General features: G+C 64.8%; 11 protein-coding genes. 8 read left to right on the top strand and 3 right to left on the bottom strand.

All coding sequences use genetic code 11. The features are described from left to right. The first annotated feature begins 140 nt into the window (after positions 1-140). The 8 genes from rlmM to F455_RS0109765 all read left to right on the top strand — a co-directional run bounded on the left by rlmM (position 141) and on the right by F455_RS0109765 (position 12,144). Positions 141-1,208, top strand: coding sequence for a 23S rRNA (cytidine(2498)-2'-O)-methyltransferase RlmM (gene rlmM / locus F455_RS0109800; protein ID WP_018973114.1), 1,068 nt, complete (start codon positions 141-143; stop codon positions 1,206-1,208). 94 nt (positions 1,209-1,302) lie between these two features. Beyond that, complete coding sequence (locus F455_RS0109795) at positions 1,303-2,025, top strand: TVP38/TMEM64 family protein (RefSeq protein WP_018973113.1); 723 nt, start codon at positions 1,303-1,305, stop codon at positions 2,023-2,025. A gap of 76 nt (positions 2,026-2,101) precedes the next feature. Then, positions 2,102-4,753 (top strand): glycosyltransferase, encoded by a 2,652-nt coding sequence (locus tag F455_RS0109790; RefSeq protein WP_018973112.1) that lies wholly within the window; start codon positions 2,102-2,104, stop codon positions 4,751-4,753. Positions 4,754-4,766: 13 nt separating this feature from the next. Beyond that, positions 4,767-5,366: a class I SAM-dependent methyltransferase gene (locus tag F455_RS0109785; protein WP_018973111.1), complete on the top strand. Its 600-nt coding sequence runs from the start codon at positions 4,767-4,769 to the stop codon at positions 5,364-5,366. Between the two features lie 120 nt (positions 5,367-5,486). Further along, a complete protein-coding gene (locus F455_RS0109780) occupies positions 5,487-7,274 on the top strand; it encodes an autotransporter assembly complex protein TamA (RefSeq protein WP_026293252.1) in 1,788 nt (595 codons plus the stop codon). Then, on the top strand, positions 7,271-11,146 hold the full coding sequence (locus F455_RS0109775) for a translocation/assembly module TamB domain-containing protein (RefSeq protein WP_018973109.1): 3,876 nt from the start codon (positions 7,271-7,273) through the stop codon (positions 11,144-11,146). Before F455_RS0109780 ends, F455_RS0109775 begins: the two co-directional genes overlap by 4 nt. A gap of 148 nt (positions 11,147-11,294) precedes the next feature. Continuing rightward, the gene (locus F455_RS0109770; protein ID WP_425413740.1) at positions 11,295-11,732 is read left to right on the top strand and encodes a DUF3455 domain-containing protein; all 438 of its coding nucleotides are present in this window, start codon (positions 11,295-11,297) and stop codon (positions 11,730-11,732) included. A gap of 4 nt (positions 11,733-11,736) precedes the next feature. Next, positions 11,737-12,144 (top strand): GFA family protein, encoded by a 408-nt coding sequence (locus F455_RS0109765; RefSeq protein ID WP_026293250.1) that lies wholly within the window; start codon positions 11,737-11,739, stop codon positions 12,142-12,144. Between the two features lie 61 nt (positions 12,145-12,205). Here F455_RS0109765 and F455_RS0109760 read toward each other — a convergent pair whose 3' ends face one another. The 3 genes from F455_RS0109760 to F455_RS0109750 form a co-directional block, all read right to left on the bottom strand. Beyond that, on the bottom strand, positions 12,206-12,766 hold the full coding sequence (locus F455_RS0109760) for a hypothetical protein (RefSeq protein WP_018973106.1): 561 nt from the start codon (positions 12,764-12,766) through the stop codon (positions 12,206-12,208). 103 nt (positions 12,767-12,869) lie between these two features. Beyond that, a complete protein-coding gene (locus tag F455_RS0109755; protein WP_018973105.1) occupies positions 12,870-13,337 on the bottom strand; it encodes a chemotaxis protein CheW in 468 nt (155 codons plus the stop codon). 13 nt (positions 13,338-13,350) lie between these two features. Further along, entirely contained in the window at positions 13,351-19,350 is a 6,000-nt protein-coding gene (locus F455_RS0109750; protein ID WP_018973104.1) for an Hpt domain-containing protein, read from the bottom strand. Positions 19,351-19,358: the final 8 nt, after the last annotated feature.

Here is a 19,358-nt window from a genome sequence, read left to right as displayed (position 1 = left end):
GACCCCGTGCCGCGCTCGCGCGGCCGGTTCCGTCGTCTGAGTGTCCCCACTCCATTCTGCGCGAATGCGCTAAGCCGAATGGTCGGCATGATCCCCAGTGGTTAGACTCTACCCCTCATTGCAACCGCACATCAACCGAATTGAACCACTCCGATTCGACATCACGCATCATCCTGTATTGCCGCGCAGGCTTCGAAAGCGAATGTGCACAGGAGATCAGCGCACACGCGGCCGGACTCGGCATTTTCGGGCACGTGCGCGCCTTGGCAGACAGCGGATTTGTGGAGTACGTCACAACATCCAACCAAACGGACGAAGAAGGCCTGGCAAGGCTGGCACAACCGCGCGCGTTGATCTTCGCGCGCCAGGCGCTGCCCTGCTTCGCGCTGATGGAGCAGTTGCCAGTGCGCGATCGCATCACCCCTATCCTCGGCGCGCTGCGCGAGCGTGGTGCGCGCTACAGCGAGGTGCTCGTCGAGGCGCCGGACACCAATGACGGCAAGGCGCTCGCGCCGTTCTGCCGCAGCTTCGGCAGCGCGCTCGCCGGCGCGATGAAGAAGGCGCGCCTAATCGAGCCGGCCGCCACGCAACGACTGCATGCGTTCTTTCCACAAAGCGACAAAGTATATTTGTGCGAAGGCGATCTCGCGCAAAGCTCATCCTGGCCGCAGGGCATCCCGCGGCTGAAGTTTCCACGCGAGGCACCGAGCCGCTCGACCCTCAAGCTCGACGAGGCATTCCTCGTGCTGCTCGACGACGGCGAGCGCGAGCGCTGGCTCAAGCCAGGCATGAGTGCGGTCGACCTCGGCGCGGCACCCGGCGGCTGGACATACCAACTCGTGCGCCGTTCCCTGCGCGTTGCCGCGATCGACAACGGTCCGATGGACGCCTCGCTGATGGAATCCGGCCTCGTCACTCACGTGCGTGCCGACGGCTTCCGCTGGCGGCCACAGAAGTCGGTCGACTGGCTCGTGTGCGACATGGTCGAGCAGCCGCGACGCGTGGCCGCACTGATTGCGCAGTGGCTTAGCGAAGGGCTGTGTAGCTACGCGATTTTCAATCTCAAGCTGCCGATGAAGAAGCGCTACGACGAGACGCGCCTGTGCCTGGATCTGCTGCGCGAAGCGCTCGGCACCAAGGCGGATGTTCGCGCCAAGCAGCTCTATCACGATCGCGAGGAAATTACCGCGTTCGCGCGCAAAGCGTAGCGATGCGATTCGCCATTACAAAAGATTACGCCAGCAACCTTATCTCGGCTATTCTTGTCGACCCTTTTGGCGCCGACCGGCATTCGCACCACCGATGAAACAACTGCGCTCGTTCTGGCCCCTCATCGTGCTGATCGGCATCGGCGTGGCGCTGTTTTTTTCCGGCGTGCTCGATCGCTTCGCGCCACCGAACCTTGCCGCGGAGCAGGCCAATCTGCAGGTACTGATCGCGCAATATCCGATCCTGTCCGCGCTCGCCCACATCGGCGCGGTGACGCTCGCGATCGCGACCGGCCTGCCCGGCATGGTCGTGCTGATCATGGCCGGGGGGATGCTGTTCGGGGTGATTCTCGGCGCCGTGCTCAACATCGTCGGAGTGACGCTCGGCGCGCTGATCCTGTTCCTCGCCTCGCGCCGCGCATTCGGCGACCATAAACACGGCGAGCGCGCGCCCGGCCTGGTTTCGCGCTTGCGCGGCGGCTATCTGGCGCAACCGATCAGCTACACGTTCTTCCTGCGCCTGGTGCCGTTCTTCCCGTTCGGCGGCGTGACCGTCGCTTTGGCCTGGCTGCGCTGCCCGCTGTGGCTATTCGTCACCGCAACCGCGCTCGGCGGCCTCGCAATGACCGGCATCGAAACCTGGCTCGGTGCCTCGCTGGCCAAGAACATCGGAGAGAACAAGGCGATCAGCACCGACCTGCTGCACGATCCGCAGGTGCTGTGGCCGATGATCGGCCTCGTCCTGCTCGCTCTGGTGCCGATCGCAGTCAATAAACTGCGCGCGCCGAAGGCGTCCGCCCCCCCCGGGCAAAATTGAGGCGCGTTGGCGCTTCGGCTATCCTGCGACGCTCGAATGCGCCCCGCCGCGCAGCAACAATCGACAAGGCCACGGTTTGAGTTCCGCAGCGAGACCCTTCTCCCCGCTTTCGTTCTGGCGCGCCGCCATTCTCGCGATCATCATCGCGCTGGCGAACATCGCCCTGTGGGCGGTACTCAATCGGCCCAGTGAAGTACCGGAATGGGACGGCAAGATCACCGGCATCGCCTACAACCCGTATCAGCGATTTCAGGGACCGAACAACGGCATATTTCCAACCATCGAGGAAATCGATGCCGACCTGAAGCTGCTCGCAACGCGAACAGATCGCATCCGCACCTATTCCTCGATCGACAATCCGGCAGTGCCAGCGCTGGCAAAAAAGCACGGCATCAAGGTATTGGCGGGCACATATCTCGATAGGCGCTGGCAGCGCAATGAAGACGAGATCTCAGCGCTCATCGAAGCCGTGCGCCAAAACGACAACATCGATCGTGTCACTGTCGGCAATGAAACGCTGCACCGGCAGGATATGGGCTTCGACGAACTCGTCGCCTATATCGATCGCGTTCGTGCACAACTGCCCCCGCGCATTCAAGTCTCTACGGCCGAACCGCCCTACATCTGGCGCAAGTATCCGAAGCTTGCAGAACATGTCGATTTCATCACCGCACACCCGTACCCATACTGGGAAAAAATTCCGCGCAAGGATGCCGTTGGTATCGGTCTGTTAGGCACCTATGTGCAGATGCAGAGCGAGTTTCCGGGTAAAAAAATTCTGATCGGCGAAGTCGGCTGGCCATCCGCGGGCGACCGTAATCAAGTGGCCGTCCCGTCTGTGGAAGACGAGGCTCAGTTCATCCGTCAGTGGGTCAAGGAGGCAAGCTGGCGTAAGCTCGACTACTACATCTTCGAGGCCTTCGACCAGCCATGGAAGGAAAGTATCGAAGGCCGCGTCGGTGCCTATTGGGGTATATACGGCGCCGATCGCCAGCCGAAGTTTTCGTTTACCGGAAAAATCACCGAAGACCCAACCTGGCCGCGCAAGGCGATCTTCGCCTCGCTGCTCGCGCTGCTGCCAATGTTCTTCTTCGCGCGCCACTTCATGCGCTTCAAGTGGATGGGCGTGTTTTTCTTCTGCGCGCTGATCCAGCTCTCGGCCTCGCTGCTGGTCTGGTCGGCAACGCTGCCGCTCGCGTTCTACCTGAGTCCGTTCGACTGGACCATGCTGGTCGTGCTGTTCCCGGCGCAGTTGGCGATCATTCTGATCCTGCTGATCAACGGCTTCGAGTTCACCGAAGTGCTCTGGCACAAGACCTGGCTGCGTGGTTTCGGCCTGCTCACGCCGAAGCCGGAGGACAAACAGCCATTCGTGTCGATCCACCTCGCCGCATGCAACGAGCCGCCGGAGATGGTGATCCTCACACTCGACTCGCTCGCCGCGCTCGACTACGAAAACTTCGAAGTGCTCGTGATCGACAACAACACCAAGCGCGACGAGGTGTGGAAGCCAGTCGAAGAATACTGCGCCAAGCTCGGGCCGAAGTTCCGCTTCTTCCACTTGAATCCATGGCCGGGTTTCAAGGCCGGCGCGCTGAACTACGGCCTCGAAGTGACCGATCCGCGCGCCGAAGTCATCGCGGTGGTCGATGCCGACTATGCCGTGCGCGCCGACTGGCTCAAGGCTCTGACCGGCTATTTCAACGACCCGAAGGTCGCCGTCGTGCAGTGCCCGCAGGCACATCGCGACTGGGAGCACAACGAATTCCGGCGCATGACCAACTGGGAATACGACGGCTTCTTCCGCATCGGCATGCACCATCGCAACGAGCGCAACGCGATCATCCAGCACGGCACGATGACCATGGTGCGCCGCGACCTGCTCGAGTCGACCGGCAAGTGGTCGGAGTGGACGATCTGCGAGGATGCCGAACTCGGCCTGCGCCTCATGCACGCCGGCTACGAGTTGAATTATGTCGACGAGGTAATGGGCCGCGGCCTCACCCCCGCCGACTTCACTGCGTACAAGTCGCAACGCTATCGCTGGGCGTTCGGCGCGATGCAGATCCTCAAGGGCCGCTGGAAATGGATGACGCGCAAGGGGCCGCTCACGGCCGGCCAGCGCTTCCATTTCCTCACCGGCTGGTTCTCCTGGTTCGCCGATGCGCTGCACATGGTGTTCTCCGGACTCGCACTGTGGTGGACGGCCGGCATGCTCGCGCTGCCGAAACACTTCGCCCTGCCGCTCGACCTCTTCATCTACCCGATCATCGGCTTCTTCGTGTTCAAGGCCGTCGTCGGCATCTGGCTGTACCGCGTGCGCGTGCCATGTTCGTGGAAGGACACGATCATGGCCTCGATTGCGAGCATGGGGTTGAGTCACGCCATCGCGCGGGGCATCTTCCTTGGCTTGTGGAAGAAGAAGGGCGAATTCGTGCGCACGGCGAAGAGCCGGCGCATGTCGAAGCGACCGAATCCATTCACCGCGGTGCGCGAAGAGTTGCTGATGTTCATCGCGATCGTGCTCGCGATCGCCGGCATGCTCGGCCTGCCCGGCATGCTCGACCACTGGATCAACGGTACGCTCGAGCCACCCGGCACGCGCCACCTGACCGACTACGCCGAAGGCAAGCTGTGGATCTTCATCCTCGCCGCGCAGGCGATACCGTACCTGTCGGCGCTGATCGGCGCGATGGTCGCGGCGCGCTCGGGGGAAAAGAGCGGTTGAACCGCGTCATTGCATGAACGCCGACCCCATCCACGCATCTCCGCTGCGCCTCAACCTCGGTTGCGGACGCAATATTCTCGACGGCTGGGTCAATATCGACTGGATCAAACTGCCTGGCATCGACGTCGTCGCCGATCTCGGGCAGTGCGCAACGACGCCGCTGCCGTTCGCCAACGACGAGGTCGACGAGTTCCTGCTCTCGCACGTCATCGAGCATATTCCGCAAACCTTGCCGCTGATGCAGGAACTGCATCGCATCGCCAAACCCGGTGCGAAAGCGTGGATCCGCGTGCCCCACGGCAGCAGCGACGATGCCTGGGAAGATCCCACTCACGTACGTGCCTACTTCCCCGGCAGCTTCGGTTATTTTTCCCAGCCCTACTACTGGCGCGCCGACTACGGTTATCGCGGTGACTGGCAGCCGCTCAGCATCACCCTGTACGTGCCGGCCGCCTTGCAGGCAACCACGAGCATCGAGGCGCTGCACGAGCGTATCCTGCGCGAGCGCAATCTCGTGATCGAGATGGTCGCGGAACTGGAGGCGGTGAAACCTCTGCGCGAGCCGAAACGGGAGCTGCAGACCGCACCGAACGTGTATATCGGTTTTGCCTGAGCGAGCCACGATAGCGGCCCGGTCGCGTGCCGAATTTACCTGCGCGTAACTCCGAAATCGAGGAGGCCATGCTATAAAACCGCCATGGACGCGATTGCCGGGGAAGGTTCATATAGGAAGATGACGAAGCGCCGTGTGGGTGCCGCACTGCTCCTGCTCGCGCTCCAGGTCAGCGCGCGCGCCGGCACGATCACAACGCAGATCGACGGCGTCGACGATCCGCTCAAGACCGCGGTCAGCGCCGCTGCCGAAATCACCCAGTACGAGAAGCAGGACGTCAGCGCGGCACAGGCGCAGCGCCTGTACAAAAACGCCGGCGAACAGATCGTCAAGGCGCTCGAGGCGTATGGCTACTACAGCGCCACGACCGACGGCGAGCTGAAGGAAACGCCGCAAGGCTGGAGCGCAATCATCCACGTGCGCGCGGGCGAGCGCCTGCAAGTCGGCGACTACACCGTCGAGGTGCCGAGTCCCGCGCGCGAGGAAAAGGAAGTCGCCATTGCGCTGGCCAACTTCGCGCCGAAGTCCGGACAGCCGTTCGACAGCACCGCCTATGAGAAGAGCAAGGCCGCCGTGCAGTCGGCGCTGTTCGCGGTCGGCTATCTCGACGCGAAGCAGACCGTGCACAAGGTCGAAGTCTCGCGCAGCGCGAACCGCGCGGCGATCGCGCTCAAATGGGACGTCGGCGAGCGCTACCGTTTCGGCGAGGTGATCTTCAAGGGCAGTCAGCTCAACGATGGCGTGCTCGACCGCTACATTCCCTGGCGCCAAGGCGACTTCTACAGCCAGAGCAAACTCCTGCGCCTGCAGCAGAAGCTGGTCGACGCCGATTACTTCGCCATCGTCGATGTGCAGCCCGACAAGGACAAGGCGAGCGGCGGTGTGATTCCGGTCAACATTACGCTCGCGCCGGCGCCGCGCAACATCTACACGGCCGGCGTCTTCGTCGATTCGGACATCGGCGTCGGCGTCAAGGGCAGCATCACGCGGCGCTGGGTCAACATGCGCGGGCACAAGGCGAAGATCGAAGCCGAGATCGCGCAGCGCGAGAAGATGCTCGCCGGCACCTACACGATCCCGCTGCCGGGCGACAACAACCGCGCCTACAACTTCGGCGTCGCCTACCGCAACATCAACACCGAGACCGCGCAATCCGACACCCTGCGTCTGACCGCGAACGAAACGCGCCTCTGGCACGGCTGGAACCGCACGATCGGTATCAACGCGCTGAGCGGCACGTACACGGTGGCGAACATCGACGGCACTTCGACGCTGGTCTATCCCGAAGTCTCGCTCGAACGCAAACGCGCCGACGACCCAAGCTTCGTGCGCGCCGGCTATTCGCTGAGCCTCGACGCGCGCGCCAGTCCTGGCCCGAGCACGCGCTTCGTGCAGGCGCGCGCCGACGCAAAGTGGATTCGCGGGATCAAGGACAACCAGCGCGTGATCGTGCGCGGTTCGCTCGGCGCGACTGCGGTCAACGACTTCGACAAGCTGCCACCTGAACTGCGTTTCTTCGGCGGCGGTGATCGTTCGATCCGCGGTTACGCCTACCAGACCGTCGGCCCGCCGCTACCCGCCGACCAATTGCCGATCGCGATCGCCAAGTGCAACACCGGCAAATCGACCACCGACTGCAACAACCTCATCATCGGTGGCAAGAACCTTGCCGTCGCCAGCGCCGAGTACGAGTACTACTTCACCCCAAACTGGGGCATCGGCACCTTCGTCGACGCGGGCGATGCATTCAGCGCGTTCGGCGACTACAAGACCCACATCGGCACCGGCTTCGGCCTGCGCTGGCGCTCGCCGGTCGGCATGGTGCGCGCCGACCTCGGCTTTCCGATCAACGACCCCGAAGGCCGCCACGGCGTGCAGCTGCACCTCATCATCGGGCCCGACCTGTGAACCCGCGCCTGAAAAAAATACTGAAATGGACCGGCATCGCGCTCGCCGCGATCCTCGTTCTCTTTGTCGCGCTCGGTTTCTGGCTGCTCGCCACCGAATCGGGCGCGCGCTTCGCAGTCGAGCGTGCGAAATCCTCGCTCGCCGGCAAGTTCGCACTCGCGCAGATGAAAGGTGCGCTGACCAGCCCGCTCGAACTGCACGACGTCGTCTACAAGGACCCCGCTTCCGGTCTCGACGTCAAAGTCAAAACCTTGAAGCTCGACTACGAGTTCTGGGGCCTCTTGCGCAAGACCGTGCACGTGCGCAGTCTGGATATCGACGGCGTCGATGTGGCGTTGACGACCGTGCCCCCCTCGCCGCCGCCGCCACAAGCCGCGACGCCGTCGATTCAATCGCTGCTCACGCCGCCGCTCGACATCCTGCTCGACCGGCTGCGCGTCGGTACGACAAAAATTACGCAGGACGGCAAACCCGTATTCGCCAGCGACACGCTCGATGCCGCGGCGACGTGGACGAGTTCTGCGTTGACGCTCAAGCAACTTGCCCTGCGCGCACCCGACGGCAAGGTCGATCTGACCGCGACAATCACGCAATACAAAGACGTCGTTGGCAACGGCAAGCTCGGCATCGACTGGAAGATCGCAGGAGATGACAAGTCGGCGCCAATGCGCGCGGTGGCCACGGTCAACCTCGACAACGACGGCAAGCAGGCGCGTTTCACGCTCGCCGCAAGCCAGCCGCTGATCGCAAACGCCAACGGTTCGTTGACCCCGAACGACAAAAACCTGCCGTGGACGATAGCTCTCGACGTGCCGAGCTTCGATCCGAAGAAGTTCACGCAGAGCGACACGCTGAAGACGCTCGCGCTGAAGCTCACCGGCAGCGGCGACAAGAACGCCGGCACGCTGAGCGGCAACGTCGACCTCAACGAGCACCGCATCCTGCTCGATCCGCTCAAGTTCGCCAGCGATGGCAAGACGTTGACGCTCGACCCGCTGCGCCTGCGCTCGCCCGAGGCGGCGGGCGCATTGACCGCCCAGGCCAAGGTGCATCTCGATGCGAAACCGGTCGGCGGCGAGGTCAAGCTCGACTGGGCCGATGTCGTGCTGCCGGCCGACCTCGCCGGCCAGGAGATCGGCACGCACGGCAGCATCAGCGCGGGCGGCAACGCCGAGAAATTCAACGCTCAGGGTGAGCTTTCGATCTCCGCGCAAACGCCCAAACAAGCCGTACGTAGCGCCCACCTCGCGTTCAAGCTCGACGGCACGCCGGAGAAAATCTCGCTCGCCCAATTGGAGTTGAAGCAGCCGAAAGGCGGCCTCAACGCGACCGGCGACGTCGTGCTCAAGCCCAAGGTCGGCTGGGACCTCGTCGCCAAGGCGAAGCAGCTCGATCCGGGCGCGTTCGCCAAGGACTGGCCCGGCGCGGTCAATTTCCAGTTGTCCACAAGTGGAAATGTGGAAAAAGACGGTCCGGTCGGCAAGCTCAAGCTCGATAACCTCGGCGGCACGCTGCGCCAGCGCCCCCTCGCCGGCAGTGGCGATCTCGCGTTCGCGCCGCCGCTCAGCGTCGATGGCAAGCTCAACCTCTCTTCCGGACAGAGCACGGTCGCGCTCGTCGGCAAGGGCGGCGCAAGCAAGGACGCGGCCACCGACCTCAAGATCGACCTCGGCATCGCCAGCCTCGGCGACTGGGTGCCGAAAACCGGCGGCAGCGTGCGCGGCACGATCGCGGTCAATGGTCCGTATCCGAAACTCAATGCGAGCGGCAAGATCACCGGCACTGCCATCGTCAGCGGCGACACACACCTGCAAGGCTTCTCGCTCGATTTCGACGCGAAGGATCTCTCCGCGCCGAGCGGCAAACTCGCGCTCGATGCGAACACACTGTCCGCGGCCGGCTATACCTTCGACACGGTCAGGCTCGATGCGAACGGCAGCCAGGCCGCGCATCAGTTGAAGCTCGACGTCCACGGCAAGCCGCTGTCGCTCGCCCTCGCCCTCGATGGCGCGCTGACGCAGAACAAGAACGCGAGCGACTGGCGCGGCACATTGAAGACGCTGACGCTGGACCAGCACGGCCTGCCCGAATGGAAGCTCGCGCAGCCGACCTCTCTGTCCTATGTCGGTGGCGTGTTCAGCCTCGAACAGCTGTGCCTGCGCGCCAACACGTCCGGCATCTGCGCGCAGGCGACGCAGGATGCGAAGTCGGGCACGAATGCGAAGTTCAGTCTCGAACATCTGCCGTTGGCGATGCTCGCCAAGCTCGGCAGTCCAGATTCGACCGTCAAGCTCGACGGCGAACTCGACGGCAACGGCGCCATCCTCCTCGCAGCGAACGGCGCGCTGAGCGGCAACGCCACGATCACTTCGGATCAAGGCACGATCATTTATCCCGATTCGGCCTCGAAAGCGCTGCTGACCTACAAAGGTTTCCACGTCGACGCCGCGCTCGCGCCCACGCAGAACACGGTTACGATCGCGGGCGATTTGAACGACGGCGGCCGCATCGACGGCCATATCGTCACCGGCGCGGCCGACGCGTCGGGTGCAATGCCGCTGTCGGGCACGCTCGCGCTCAACATCAACAACCTTTCGTTCATCGATTTCCTCACCACGCAGCTGTCGGGTACCAAGGGCAAGGTCGAGGCGAAATTTGCGCTATCGGGTTCGACCAAGAAACCCGGTGTCGACGGCCAGCTCGCCCTCGTCGGTTTCGCCACCGAGGTGCCTGCGGCCGGACTCAAGCTGCACGATGGCAACATCGCGGTGAAATCGCGCGACGGCGAAAACTTCGACATCGACGGCTCGATCGCCTCCGACGAAGGCAAGCTCGCGCTTAAGGGCAGCGCCGGTATCGCCCCGGATGCACCGATCGCGCTGACGATCCAGGGCGACAATTTCCTCGCCGCGAACATCCCCGGCGCGCGCGTCCACATTTCGCCGGATCTTAAAATCGACCGCGACGCCAAGCGCCTGCGCGTCGGCGGCAGCGTGCGCATTCCGAAAATGTACGTCGACCTCGCCAAGCTGCCCGGCGGCGGCGCCGCGGTAACGCCCTCGCCCGACATCGTCGTCGACGACGACAAGGCACCGGCGTCGAGCGCAGCGGCGAATGCGCCGGTCGAAGTCGAGATCACGGTCATCCTCGGCGCAGGCGAGAAGCTGGCGATGGATTTGCGCCAGGGCACCGAAGTGCATCTGGTCGGCTTCGGTCTCGACGCCAATCTTGGCGGCCAGCTCACGGTCGTGCAGCAACCCGGCCGCACTCCAGTCGGCCGCGGCCAGATCGACGTCAACGGCACGTTCAAGGCCTATGGCCAAGACCTGACCATCCAGCAAGGTCAGGGCCGCCTGCTGTTCGCCGGCACGCCCGTGGAAAATCCCGGCCTCGACCTCCGCGCCACGCGCGCCTTCCCCGACCAGAGCATCACTGTCGGCCTGCAGGTGCGCGGCACCGCGCTCGCGCCGCGCCTGACCGTGTTCTCGACCCCGGCTATGGAACAGTCCGACGCATTGAGTTATCTCGTTGCCGGCAAGCCGCTGTCGCAGCTCAAAGGCGGCGAAGGCAACGCGGTCGGCAGCGCCGCCTCCGCGCTCGGCACCGCCGGCGGCGACCTGCTCGCGAAAAGCGTCGGCGCGAAGATGGGCCTCGACGACGTCGGCGTCGCCGACAACTCCTCGGTCGGTGGCGCCGCGTTGACCGTCGGCAAGTATCTTTCTCCACGCCTGTACATGAGCTACGGCGTCGGCCTGTTCTCGCCGGGCCAGGTCGTCACCCTGCGCTACAAGCTCACGCGCCTGTTCAATTTCGAAATGCAGAACGGGACATTGTCGAGTCGGGCGGGGATCAACTACCGAATCGAAAAATAAGATAGCCGCCGTCGCTTACCTCACCAATGAACTGACAACCATCTTACGGGAGTAATGCGAGATGAAGCCTGCATCGTTTTTCTTCGTCGCTGCGGTTCTGCCTGCACTCGCTCCAGGCGCCACGGCATCTTCCATCGTCGTTCCTGAAGTGCCCGCTGCATTGCGCGTGCCCGCGGGTCAAGTCGTCTATCTGGAGGCCCTTGCCTCCGGCGTCCAGATTTACGAATGCTCGCAGAAGAGCGATTCGACTTATGAATGGGCATTCAAGGCACCGGAAGCATCGCTCAGCACGCGCTCGGGTCAGCCGATTGGCAAGCACTATGCCGGACCAACTTGGGAATCGACCGACGGGAGCAAAGTCGTCGCGGAAATCAACGCGAAGGATCCCGGTCCTTCGCCTTCAGCCATTCCATGGCTGCTGCTGACCGCCAAGACGAACAGCGGCTCGGGCGTGTTCAGCGCGGCCAAGATCATCCAGCGCGTCGCCACGACCGGCGGCGTTGCGCCCAAAGAATCGTGTGGAGCCGCCAACCTTCATCAGGTGACGCGGGTGCCGTACACGGCCACCTACTATTTCTATCGATGACCAAATGAATTCCCGAACCGCATCCTGCTGCTGCGGCCAGCTCCACATCACAGTCCACGGCGAACCGCTCGGCGTCGGCATTTGTCACTGCCTTGCCTGCCAACAACGAACCGGCAGTGTGTTCGCCGCGCTCGCCGCTTTCGCTGGTCCATACGAAGTCAGCGGCGCGGCCACCGAATTCGTGCGCACCGGCGACCACGGCAGCCGGTTCCGCTTTCGCTTCTGTCCGCTCTGCGGTAGCACGGTGTTTCACACCGAAGAAGGCCGCGACGAGTCGTCGGTCAGCGTCGCGGTCGGCGCATTTGCCGATCCCGGATTCCCGTCGCCGCAGGATTCGGTCTACGACTGCCGCCGGCACTCCTGGGTGCAACTGCCGGCGGGAATCGCGGTGTCCGCCAAGGACCCGCCCTGATCGCGGTACCCGTTGCGTCGCTGCGCGAGCGGCGCGCAGCGTTGTGCGGTATCTCAGCCGTTTACACCGCCGGCCACAACCACACGAACGTGGCCGCGGTGATGAGCGCGTAGACGAGGCCATCGATCATGTATTTGATCGAAACGATCCACGGCTGCGCGCGCCAGATCGAGTTGGTGAATTCGCCGAACGAGTAGCCGAGCAGCGCGGCGAGACCAACCGTATGCAAGATCACATGCGTGCCCGGATGCGGTGGCAACGCGTGCGCTGCGAGCCCGGCGCAAGCGATCGAGACGAGCAGGCAGAACACGAACCAGGCGCCGAGGAACTTGCCCAGGTTGGGCATGCCGTTCGGGCTCAGGTTGATCTTCGCGACCGGCCCGAGGCGGAATTTTTCCTGCACAGCCGGGTCCTTGAACGTCGACGGATCGCAGAACGGAATTCCGTACACGCCCGGCCCCGGATTGCCCTTGCGGATCGCGGCGACGATTTCGTCCTCGTTCGCGAACCCGCGGTAATCCGGCCCGTGCCAGAATTTCAGCGCCATGTTGATCACGGAGCTGGCGACAAAGACGAATACTGCCGAGAGCAGGATCGGCAGCCAGAACGACATCAGCGACATGGCACTCCCCTTTTGCGGTCGGTTGTGGCGAGACTTCGGAAACGAAACGAGCCGGCCGCTGGTCGTGCGGCATCGAGCGGCGCGTACGACCGCTCGGCAAGGACTATGCTGGCAACGCCTGCGCGATTCTCGCCTCGATCCAGTGCAAATCCGGAATGATCGCCTGGTCGCTGCGCACGAGCACGTGCGCGCTCGTGCCGCGCGCGAGGCGTTCGCCGCCGTCAGTACGCACGAGCAGGTCGGGCGTGATCGTGATCAGCCGCGGCAGGCCGTGCGCGAGCAGACCGATATGCGGCATCTCGTCGTCGTCAGCCAGCGTCTTCAACACGGCGACGCGCGCCGTGCGCACATCCTCCTGCGCATTTGCATCGGTCAACAGGGAGAACGAAACCAGCGGGATCGTGTCATCGCGCCACGGCATGCGCCCGAGCAGCCATGCCGGCGCACGCTCGATCTTTTCCACGCCCGACAGCGGAGCGATTTCCGCGACGATCGCGTTCGGCAGCAGCAGGCGCGCGCTGCCGACAGGGATCAGCACGGCATGGATCTCGCGGGGCAGAGCTTCGTTCATGCTAGTCCCTTTCCTATTCCGCGCTGGCAAGCAGGTCGTGGATGTTCTTGAGCAGTTCCAATTCCTGGTACGGCTTGCCGAGATAGCCTTCGACGCCGATTTCCTGCGCGCGCTGGCGATGCTTGTCGCCGGTACGCGAGGTGACCATGATGATCGGCACACGCGCCGTGCGCGGATCGCCCTTCATGTGCTCGGCAAATTGGTAGCCGTCCATGCGCGGCATCTCGATGTCGAGTACGACGAGATCGGGGATGCGGTCGGCGAGTTTCTCGATCGCATCGATACCGTCCTTCGCCGTAACTACATCCATTTCCTCGCGCTCGAGCACGCGCGAGGTCGCCTTGCGCATCGTAATCGAGTCGTCGACGACCATGATGAGGCGGCGGCGCTGCACACGCGCCGCGACCGGCGGCGCAGCCACGGCGATGCCCTGCGCACGCTGGCTGGCGACGCGGCGCAACAGCGGGGCGAGGTCGAGAATCATGATGACCGAACCGTCGCCCATGATCGTCGCGCCGAGGATGCCCGGCACCGAGGTGATCTGCGGGCCGACCGGCTTGACCACGATCTCGCGCGAGCCGAGCACGTGATCGACGCGCACCGCGGCGCGCTGGTCGCCGCTACGTACGATCAACAGCGGTACGTGCACGTCGTCGTGCACCGCCGGCGAAATTTCGCCGAGCTGCGGCGCGAGGTCGAGAATCGGGTAGCTCTCGCCCGCATAGCTGTATTCGGGCTCCTCCTCGGCGAGGCGCTTATCGAGTTCGCTGCGCGCGATGTGCACGGCGCCTTGCACCGCGTTCATCGGAATCGCGTAGTTCGCATCGCCCAGGCGCACGATGATCGCCTGGGTCACACCGAGGGTAAACGGCAGGCGCACGGTGAACGCGGCGCCGCGACCCGGATTCGACTCGATCGCGAGCGATCCGCCGAGCTGCTTGATCTGGCTGGCGACCACATCCATGCCGACGCCGCGGCCGGAGAGCTGGGTCAGGCTCTCCGCGGTGGAGAAGCCACTGGTCAGGATGAAGGCGTCGAGCTCGCGGTCGCCAATCTTCGCTTCCGGTGCGAGCAGGCCGCGCTCGATCGCGCGGCGGCGGATCGCGGCGCGGTCGAGACCACGACCGTCGTCACTGATGCGCAGCACGGTTTCGGTCGCTTCGCGGGCCAGCGCAATGCGCACGTTGCCTTCAATCGGCTTGCCCGCGGCGAGACGCTCGGGCACCGCCTCGATGCCGTGTGCGAGCGCATTGCGCAACATGTGCTCGATCGGCGCTTTCATGCGCTCGAGCAGGGTGCGATCCATTTCGCCCTGCGCGCCTTCGACGCGCAGCAGCGCTTCCTTGCCGAGCGAGCTCGCGGTCTGGCGCAGCGTGCGCCGCAGCGCCGGCACGAGCGAGTCGAATGGCACCATGCGCGCGCGCATGAGGCTTTCCTGCAAGTCGGCGCTGACGCGCGACTGCTGCATCAGCAGCGATTCGGATTGACGCGTGAGCTGATCGAAGCCGATCTGAATCGCGAACAAGTCCGACATCGACTCGGCCAAGCTGCGCGACAACTGCTGCAACTGGCTGAAGCGATCGAGCTCGAGCGGATCGAACGAGGACGCATCGCCTTCGCGCTGGAAGCGCGAGGCCATCTGCGCCTCGGCTTCGAGCTCGAGGCGACGCATCTGCTCGCGTAGACGCGACACCGTCGCTTCCATTTCGACGACGTTGGTGCGGTAGCTGGCGAGCTGCTGTTCCAGGCGCGAACGATAGATCGCCACTTCGCTGGCGCCGTTGACCATGGCGTCGAGCTGGGCCGCGCGCACGCGGATGTACTCGCTGCCGGCGAACACCGGCTCGGCGGCCTCGGTCTGTGCTTCGGCGAAGGCGGGTGTTTCCGGCCCGGGTTGAGATATCGCGGCGAGCGGTTCCTGCACGCTCTCCGCGGGCTCCGCGACATCGGGCTCGGGTTCCGCCGCCAGCGGCGCAAGCATCGATTCGGCATCGGCATCGGCGTCGGCTTCACTGCGCGACAGCGCTTCGATGCGCGCGATCAGCGCAGCCGGCATCGACGTCGGCTGGCGCGCGGCAGCCGCCTGGACCAGCGTGTGCAGCGTATCGAAGCCCTGTTCCACTGCGTGCAGCATTGCGCCGTCGAGCGCACGGCCGTGCTCGACCACGCCCTCCAGCAGCGATTCCATTGCGTGGCCGAGGTCGCCGATCGACGCGAGCGCGGACATGTTCGCGCCGCCCTTGATCGTGTGCAGGTCGCGGCGCAGTTCGTCGAGCAGGCTGGTATCGTCGGGCGCGCCGCGCAGACGCAGTACGAGCGCGTCGGAGCGGTCGAGAATTTCCTGGCTCTCGAGCACGAAAATGTCGAGCAAATCCTCGTCTATGTCGGGTACCGGATGCAGCGTATCCGCCGAAGCCGGCTCGGGCTGCCGGGGCGCGGCGGGAACATCGGCGAAGGCCGCGGGTGTTTCCGCTTCGACCGACGGCGCCGCATCTGCGCTCGCTGCCGGGGTTTCGTCCGCGGCATCAACGTGTTCGTGCGCATCCGCCGGCGTTTCGAGCGGGGGCTGCGACGACGGTACGGGCACTTGCGCGAGCAATCGCTCATAGGCTGCAACAGCCGATTCGAATTCGTCCGCGGCAGGTGTCGTGTCTGTTTCTGCCGGCAACGACGCGTGCGCCGGTGGCTCGGCTTCGTGGGCCGGCGCCGGTTCCGACTCCATTGAAATCTGAGCGGCCTCGATCGATTCCGGACTGGACTCCACGCCCGATGCGTCGCTCAGGTCGCGCTGACTTTCTGCATCGGCTACGGTCGGCTCGGGCGTTTCCTCGAGTGCGCGGAGGAATTCGGCATCGACCGGATCGATTTCGTACTCGACCGCTGGCGCTTCCTCTGCCTCCGGCTCGAGATCGTTGACCGGCAGATCCGCCTCGGTCATCGCGTCGGGTGCGTGCAGCGTCTCCGGCTCGGCCGGCGTTTCCGGCTCCGCAGCGACGATCGTTTCGCCGGCATGCACGCCCTCGCGCAGCGCAGCGATGCGGGCGGACAGGCCGCCAGTATCTGGCATCGCCGCACCGGTTTCGAACGCGGCCAGCGCGGCCCTCACCTCGGTCGAGACAGCGGCCAGCATGTCGACGCCATGGGCATCGAGCGGCCGGTTCGCATTGCGCAGGCGCGCGAGCCAGCCTTCGAGCGGCATCAGCAGCTGCGTGATCTGCGGCGCCTCGACCATGGCGAAGGCACCGTTGAGCGTGTGCACGGCGCGCACGAGTTCCTCGCGCACCATGAGCGTACGCTCGCGACCGTGGGCGACGGCAGCGTCGATCACGCCGAGGTGCGCGTCGGCCTCGCTGCGCAATACGTCGAGCAGCAATTGATCGACCTGCGGCGCGGACGGCGGCGGCTCGAAATGAGATTCGGTTTCTTGTTCGGTTTCGGCCTCGCCGGCAGCCGCCGAGGCATCGGCGGCGACAGCCGAGGATTCCACCGCCTCTGCCTCTGCGGCCGGCACGTCCGCGAGCGCGATCGGCTCCGCTTCGACAGCAGGGGGTTCCGCTTCCGTTTCGACCGCCGGCGCATCCGTCGCGACGTGATGCTCGATCTCGACCAGCGACCATTCCGCCGGCGGCTCGATCGCAGCGACCGACGCTGCGTCGACGAGCGGCTCCACGTCGAATGCGGGCGACGCTTCGATCTCCGGTGCATCGATCACGACCGACTCGTCGTCGGCAGCAGGGACCTCGGTCGCGACGACATCCGCGACGGGTTCGGCCGGCGCAACCGCGGGTGGTGCGGTTGCGGCAAGCAGACTTTCATCGATCGGCGAGGTGTCACCCGCGCACACGCGGTCGATCGCCGCAGCAAAGCCGTGCATCGCGAAGCTTGAGCGTTCTGAGCGCGCAAATTCATCGCGAAAGCGCGGCAACGCCCCGATCGCATGGCTGACGACCTGCATCAGCGCCGCGCTTGCGGGAATGCTGTGGTCGAGCACGCGGTTGAGCGTGCTTTCCACCATCCACGCGAAGTCGCCCAGTTCCAGCGCACCGACCAGGCGACCGGAACCCTTGAGCGTGTGGAACGAGCGACGCACGATCTTGAGATCGTCGGTCTCCTCCGGCTGCGCGCGCCAGAGCGGGAAATGCCGGCGCAGGCTCGCAATCTCCTCATCCATTTCGTCGAGGAAGACCTGGCGCAACTCCTCGTCGATCAACGGCTGCGCGGCGGGTGCGTGTTCCGCAGGTACCGCAGGGGGCGGCGCCGGCGTTGTCGGCGCAGAGGCATCGGTCGTGGAATCCGCGGTCGTGTCCTCGCTGGACGGCCTGATCTCGGGCCAGTAGTTGAGCTTGGCCAGGCTGTCACACATGATTCCGAGCACGCGCTCGCGGTCGCCGCGCTGCTCGCGCACCGCTTCGATGTAATACTCGATCGAAGCGACCGCATCGGCGAGCGCGTCGATATGGCTGGGATCGGGCACGCGCCGCCGTTCGAGCAGCTCGTTGCGGATGTAGTGCACCATCGCGTTGACCGGCTTGACCGCGTCGCTTAGCGCGAGCATGTCGAGCGCGCCGGCCACCTCGACGAGCAATCCAGGCGTAGGCTCGAGCTGTGCATGGTCCAGCGGCGTCACGGCGAATGCGAGGATGGTGTCCTTGACCTTGGCGACGTTGACCAGCGCCTCTTTCATCAGCACGTACATCAAACGCACCACTTCGGCGCGCGGCACCTGGCCTTCGCCGTCCTCGGCGGCCTCCGGGTTGGCCCCGAGGCGCGAGATGTGATCTTCGAGCGAAGCCTCGACGACGAGCAGGCCGCCGGCAATGTCGAGCAGGTTGCCTTCGTCGGCTTCGACTTCGCCGTGCACGATTTGATCGATCGCGGCGCGCTGTTCGAGCACGCGCAGGCGCGGCACGCCCATGCCGAGCATGCCGAAGGTGTCGGCGAGGCTGCCGAGCGTGTTGGCCTGCGCGACGAGGTCGGCGGGATTGCGTTGCGGCGAGTGCAGGAAGACGTTGAGCGTTTCCTTGACCCGGATCAGATCCTCGCGGATGCCGCCGGCGACGCTGTCGAGCAGGGCGCGGTTGTGGCCCGAGATCGAGCCATGCGCATGTTCGAGTTCTTCCCGGGTCGGCAGCAGGTGGTCGAGGTTGTAGAACTCGACTACCGCTTTGGCGCGCTCGCCACGAGCGGTGGCGTGGGCGAGATAGTAGAGAAGATTCTTGACCAACTCCTTGGCCGCGGTCGTGTCCAGCGCGGATTCGCCGGAATCGATCAGATGCTTGATCTCGCGGTCGAGCTTGCCGAACAGCAGCTTCATCGCCACGCTCGCCTCGATCGCGCCGCTTTGCAGGCCCTCGACGACGGCGCCGGAGACCCACCACAGCCGGCGCGTGGCATCGTGGCCGCTGCCCGCGTAGAGCGTGTCGAAGATCTGGCCGATGCGGGCGAGCGGCGCGCTCGCGCCGGGCTCGCGGATCCAGCGCAGCAGCATGAACTGGTATTCGTTGCGCAGACCCGCCGCGGCCGTGCGCAATGCCTGCGGATCGAGACCGGAAGCGGGCGGATCCGGCAGTGCGGCATCGATGTTGGGGGCGAACAGCACCGCTTCGCTGAGCAGTTTCTCGCCGCGTGCGGCGCGCAGGTCGTTGAGCAGCGGCAGCAATACGATCGGGATGTCTTTGTGACCGCTCTGCAGCCGCTCGATGTAGTCCGGCAACTGCAGGAAGCCGCGCATCAGCACCGAGTAGATGTCCTCGCGCGGCATGATGCTGCCGTCGGCGAGGCCGCGCGCGACGCGCTCCATCTCCTCGACCACGAGCGCAGCGCCGTACAGCTCGACCATGTTCAGCGTGCCGAACGTCGTGTGCAAACCGGCGGCGCAGTTGCGCATGGCCTGCATATCGGCCGGATTGGCGGCGTAACGCTCGAGCGCCTGACGCGCTTCTTTCAGCGTCACGTCTAGCTCGGGCTTGAGCCAGCCGAGCGTGGTGAAGTCGGTTTCCTGGGCGAGATTCATCGACGTGC

Source organism: Rudaea cellulosilytica DSM 22992, assembly GCF_000378125.1.
Taxonomy (GTDB): domain Bacteria; phylum Pseudomonadota; class Gammaproteobacteria; order Xanthomonadales; family Rhodanobacteraceae; genus Rudaea; species Rudaea cellulosilytica.
The sequence above is the reverse complement of the archived record's forward strand: the minus strand, read 5'-3'. Positions and strand labels throughout refer to the sequence as shown.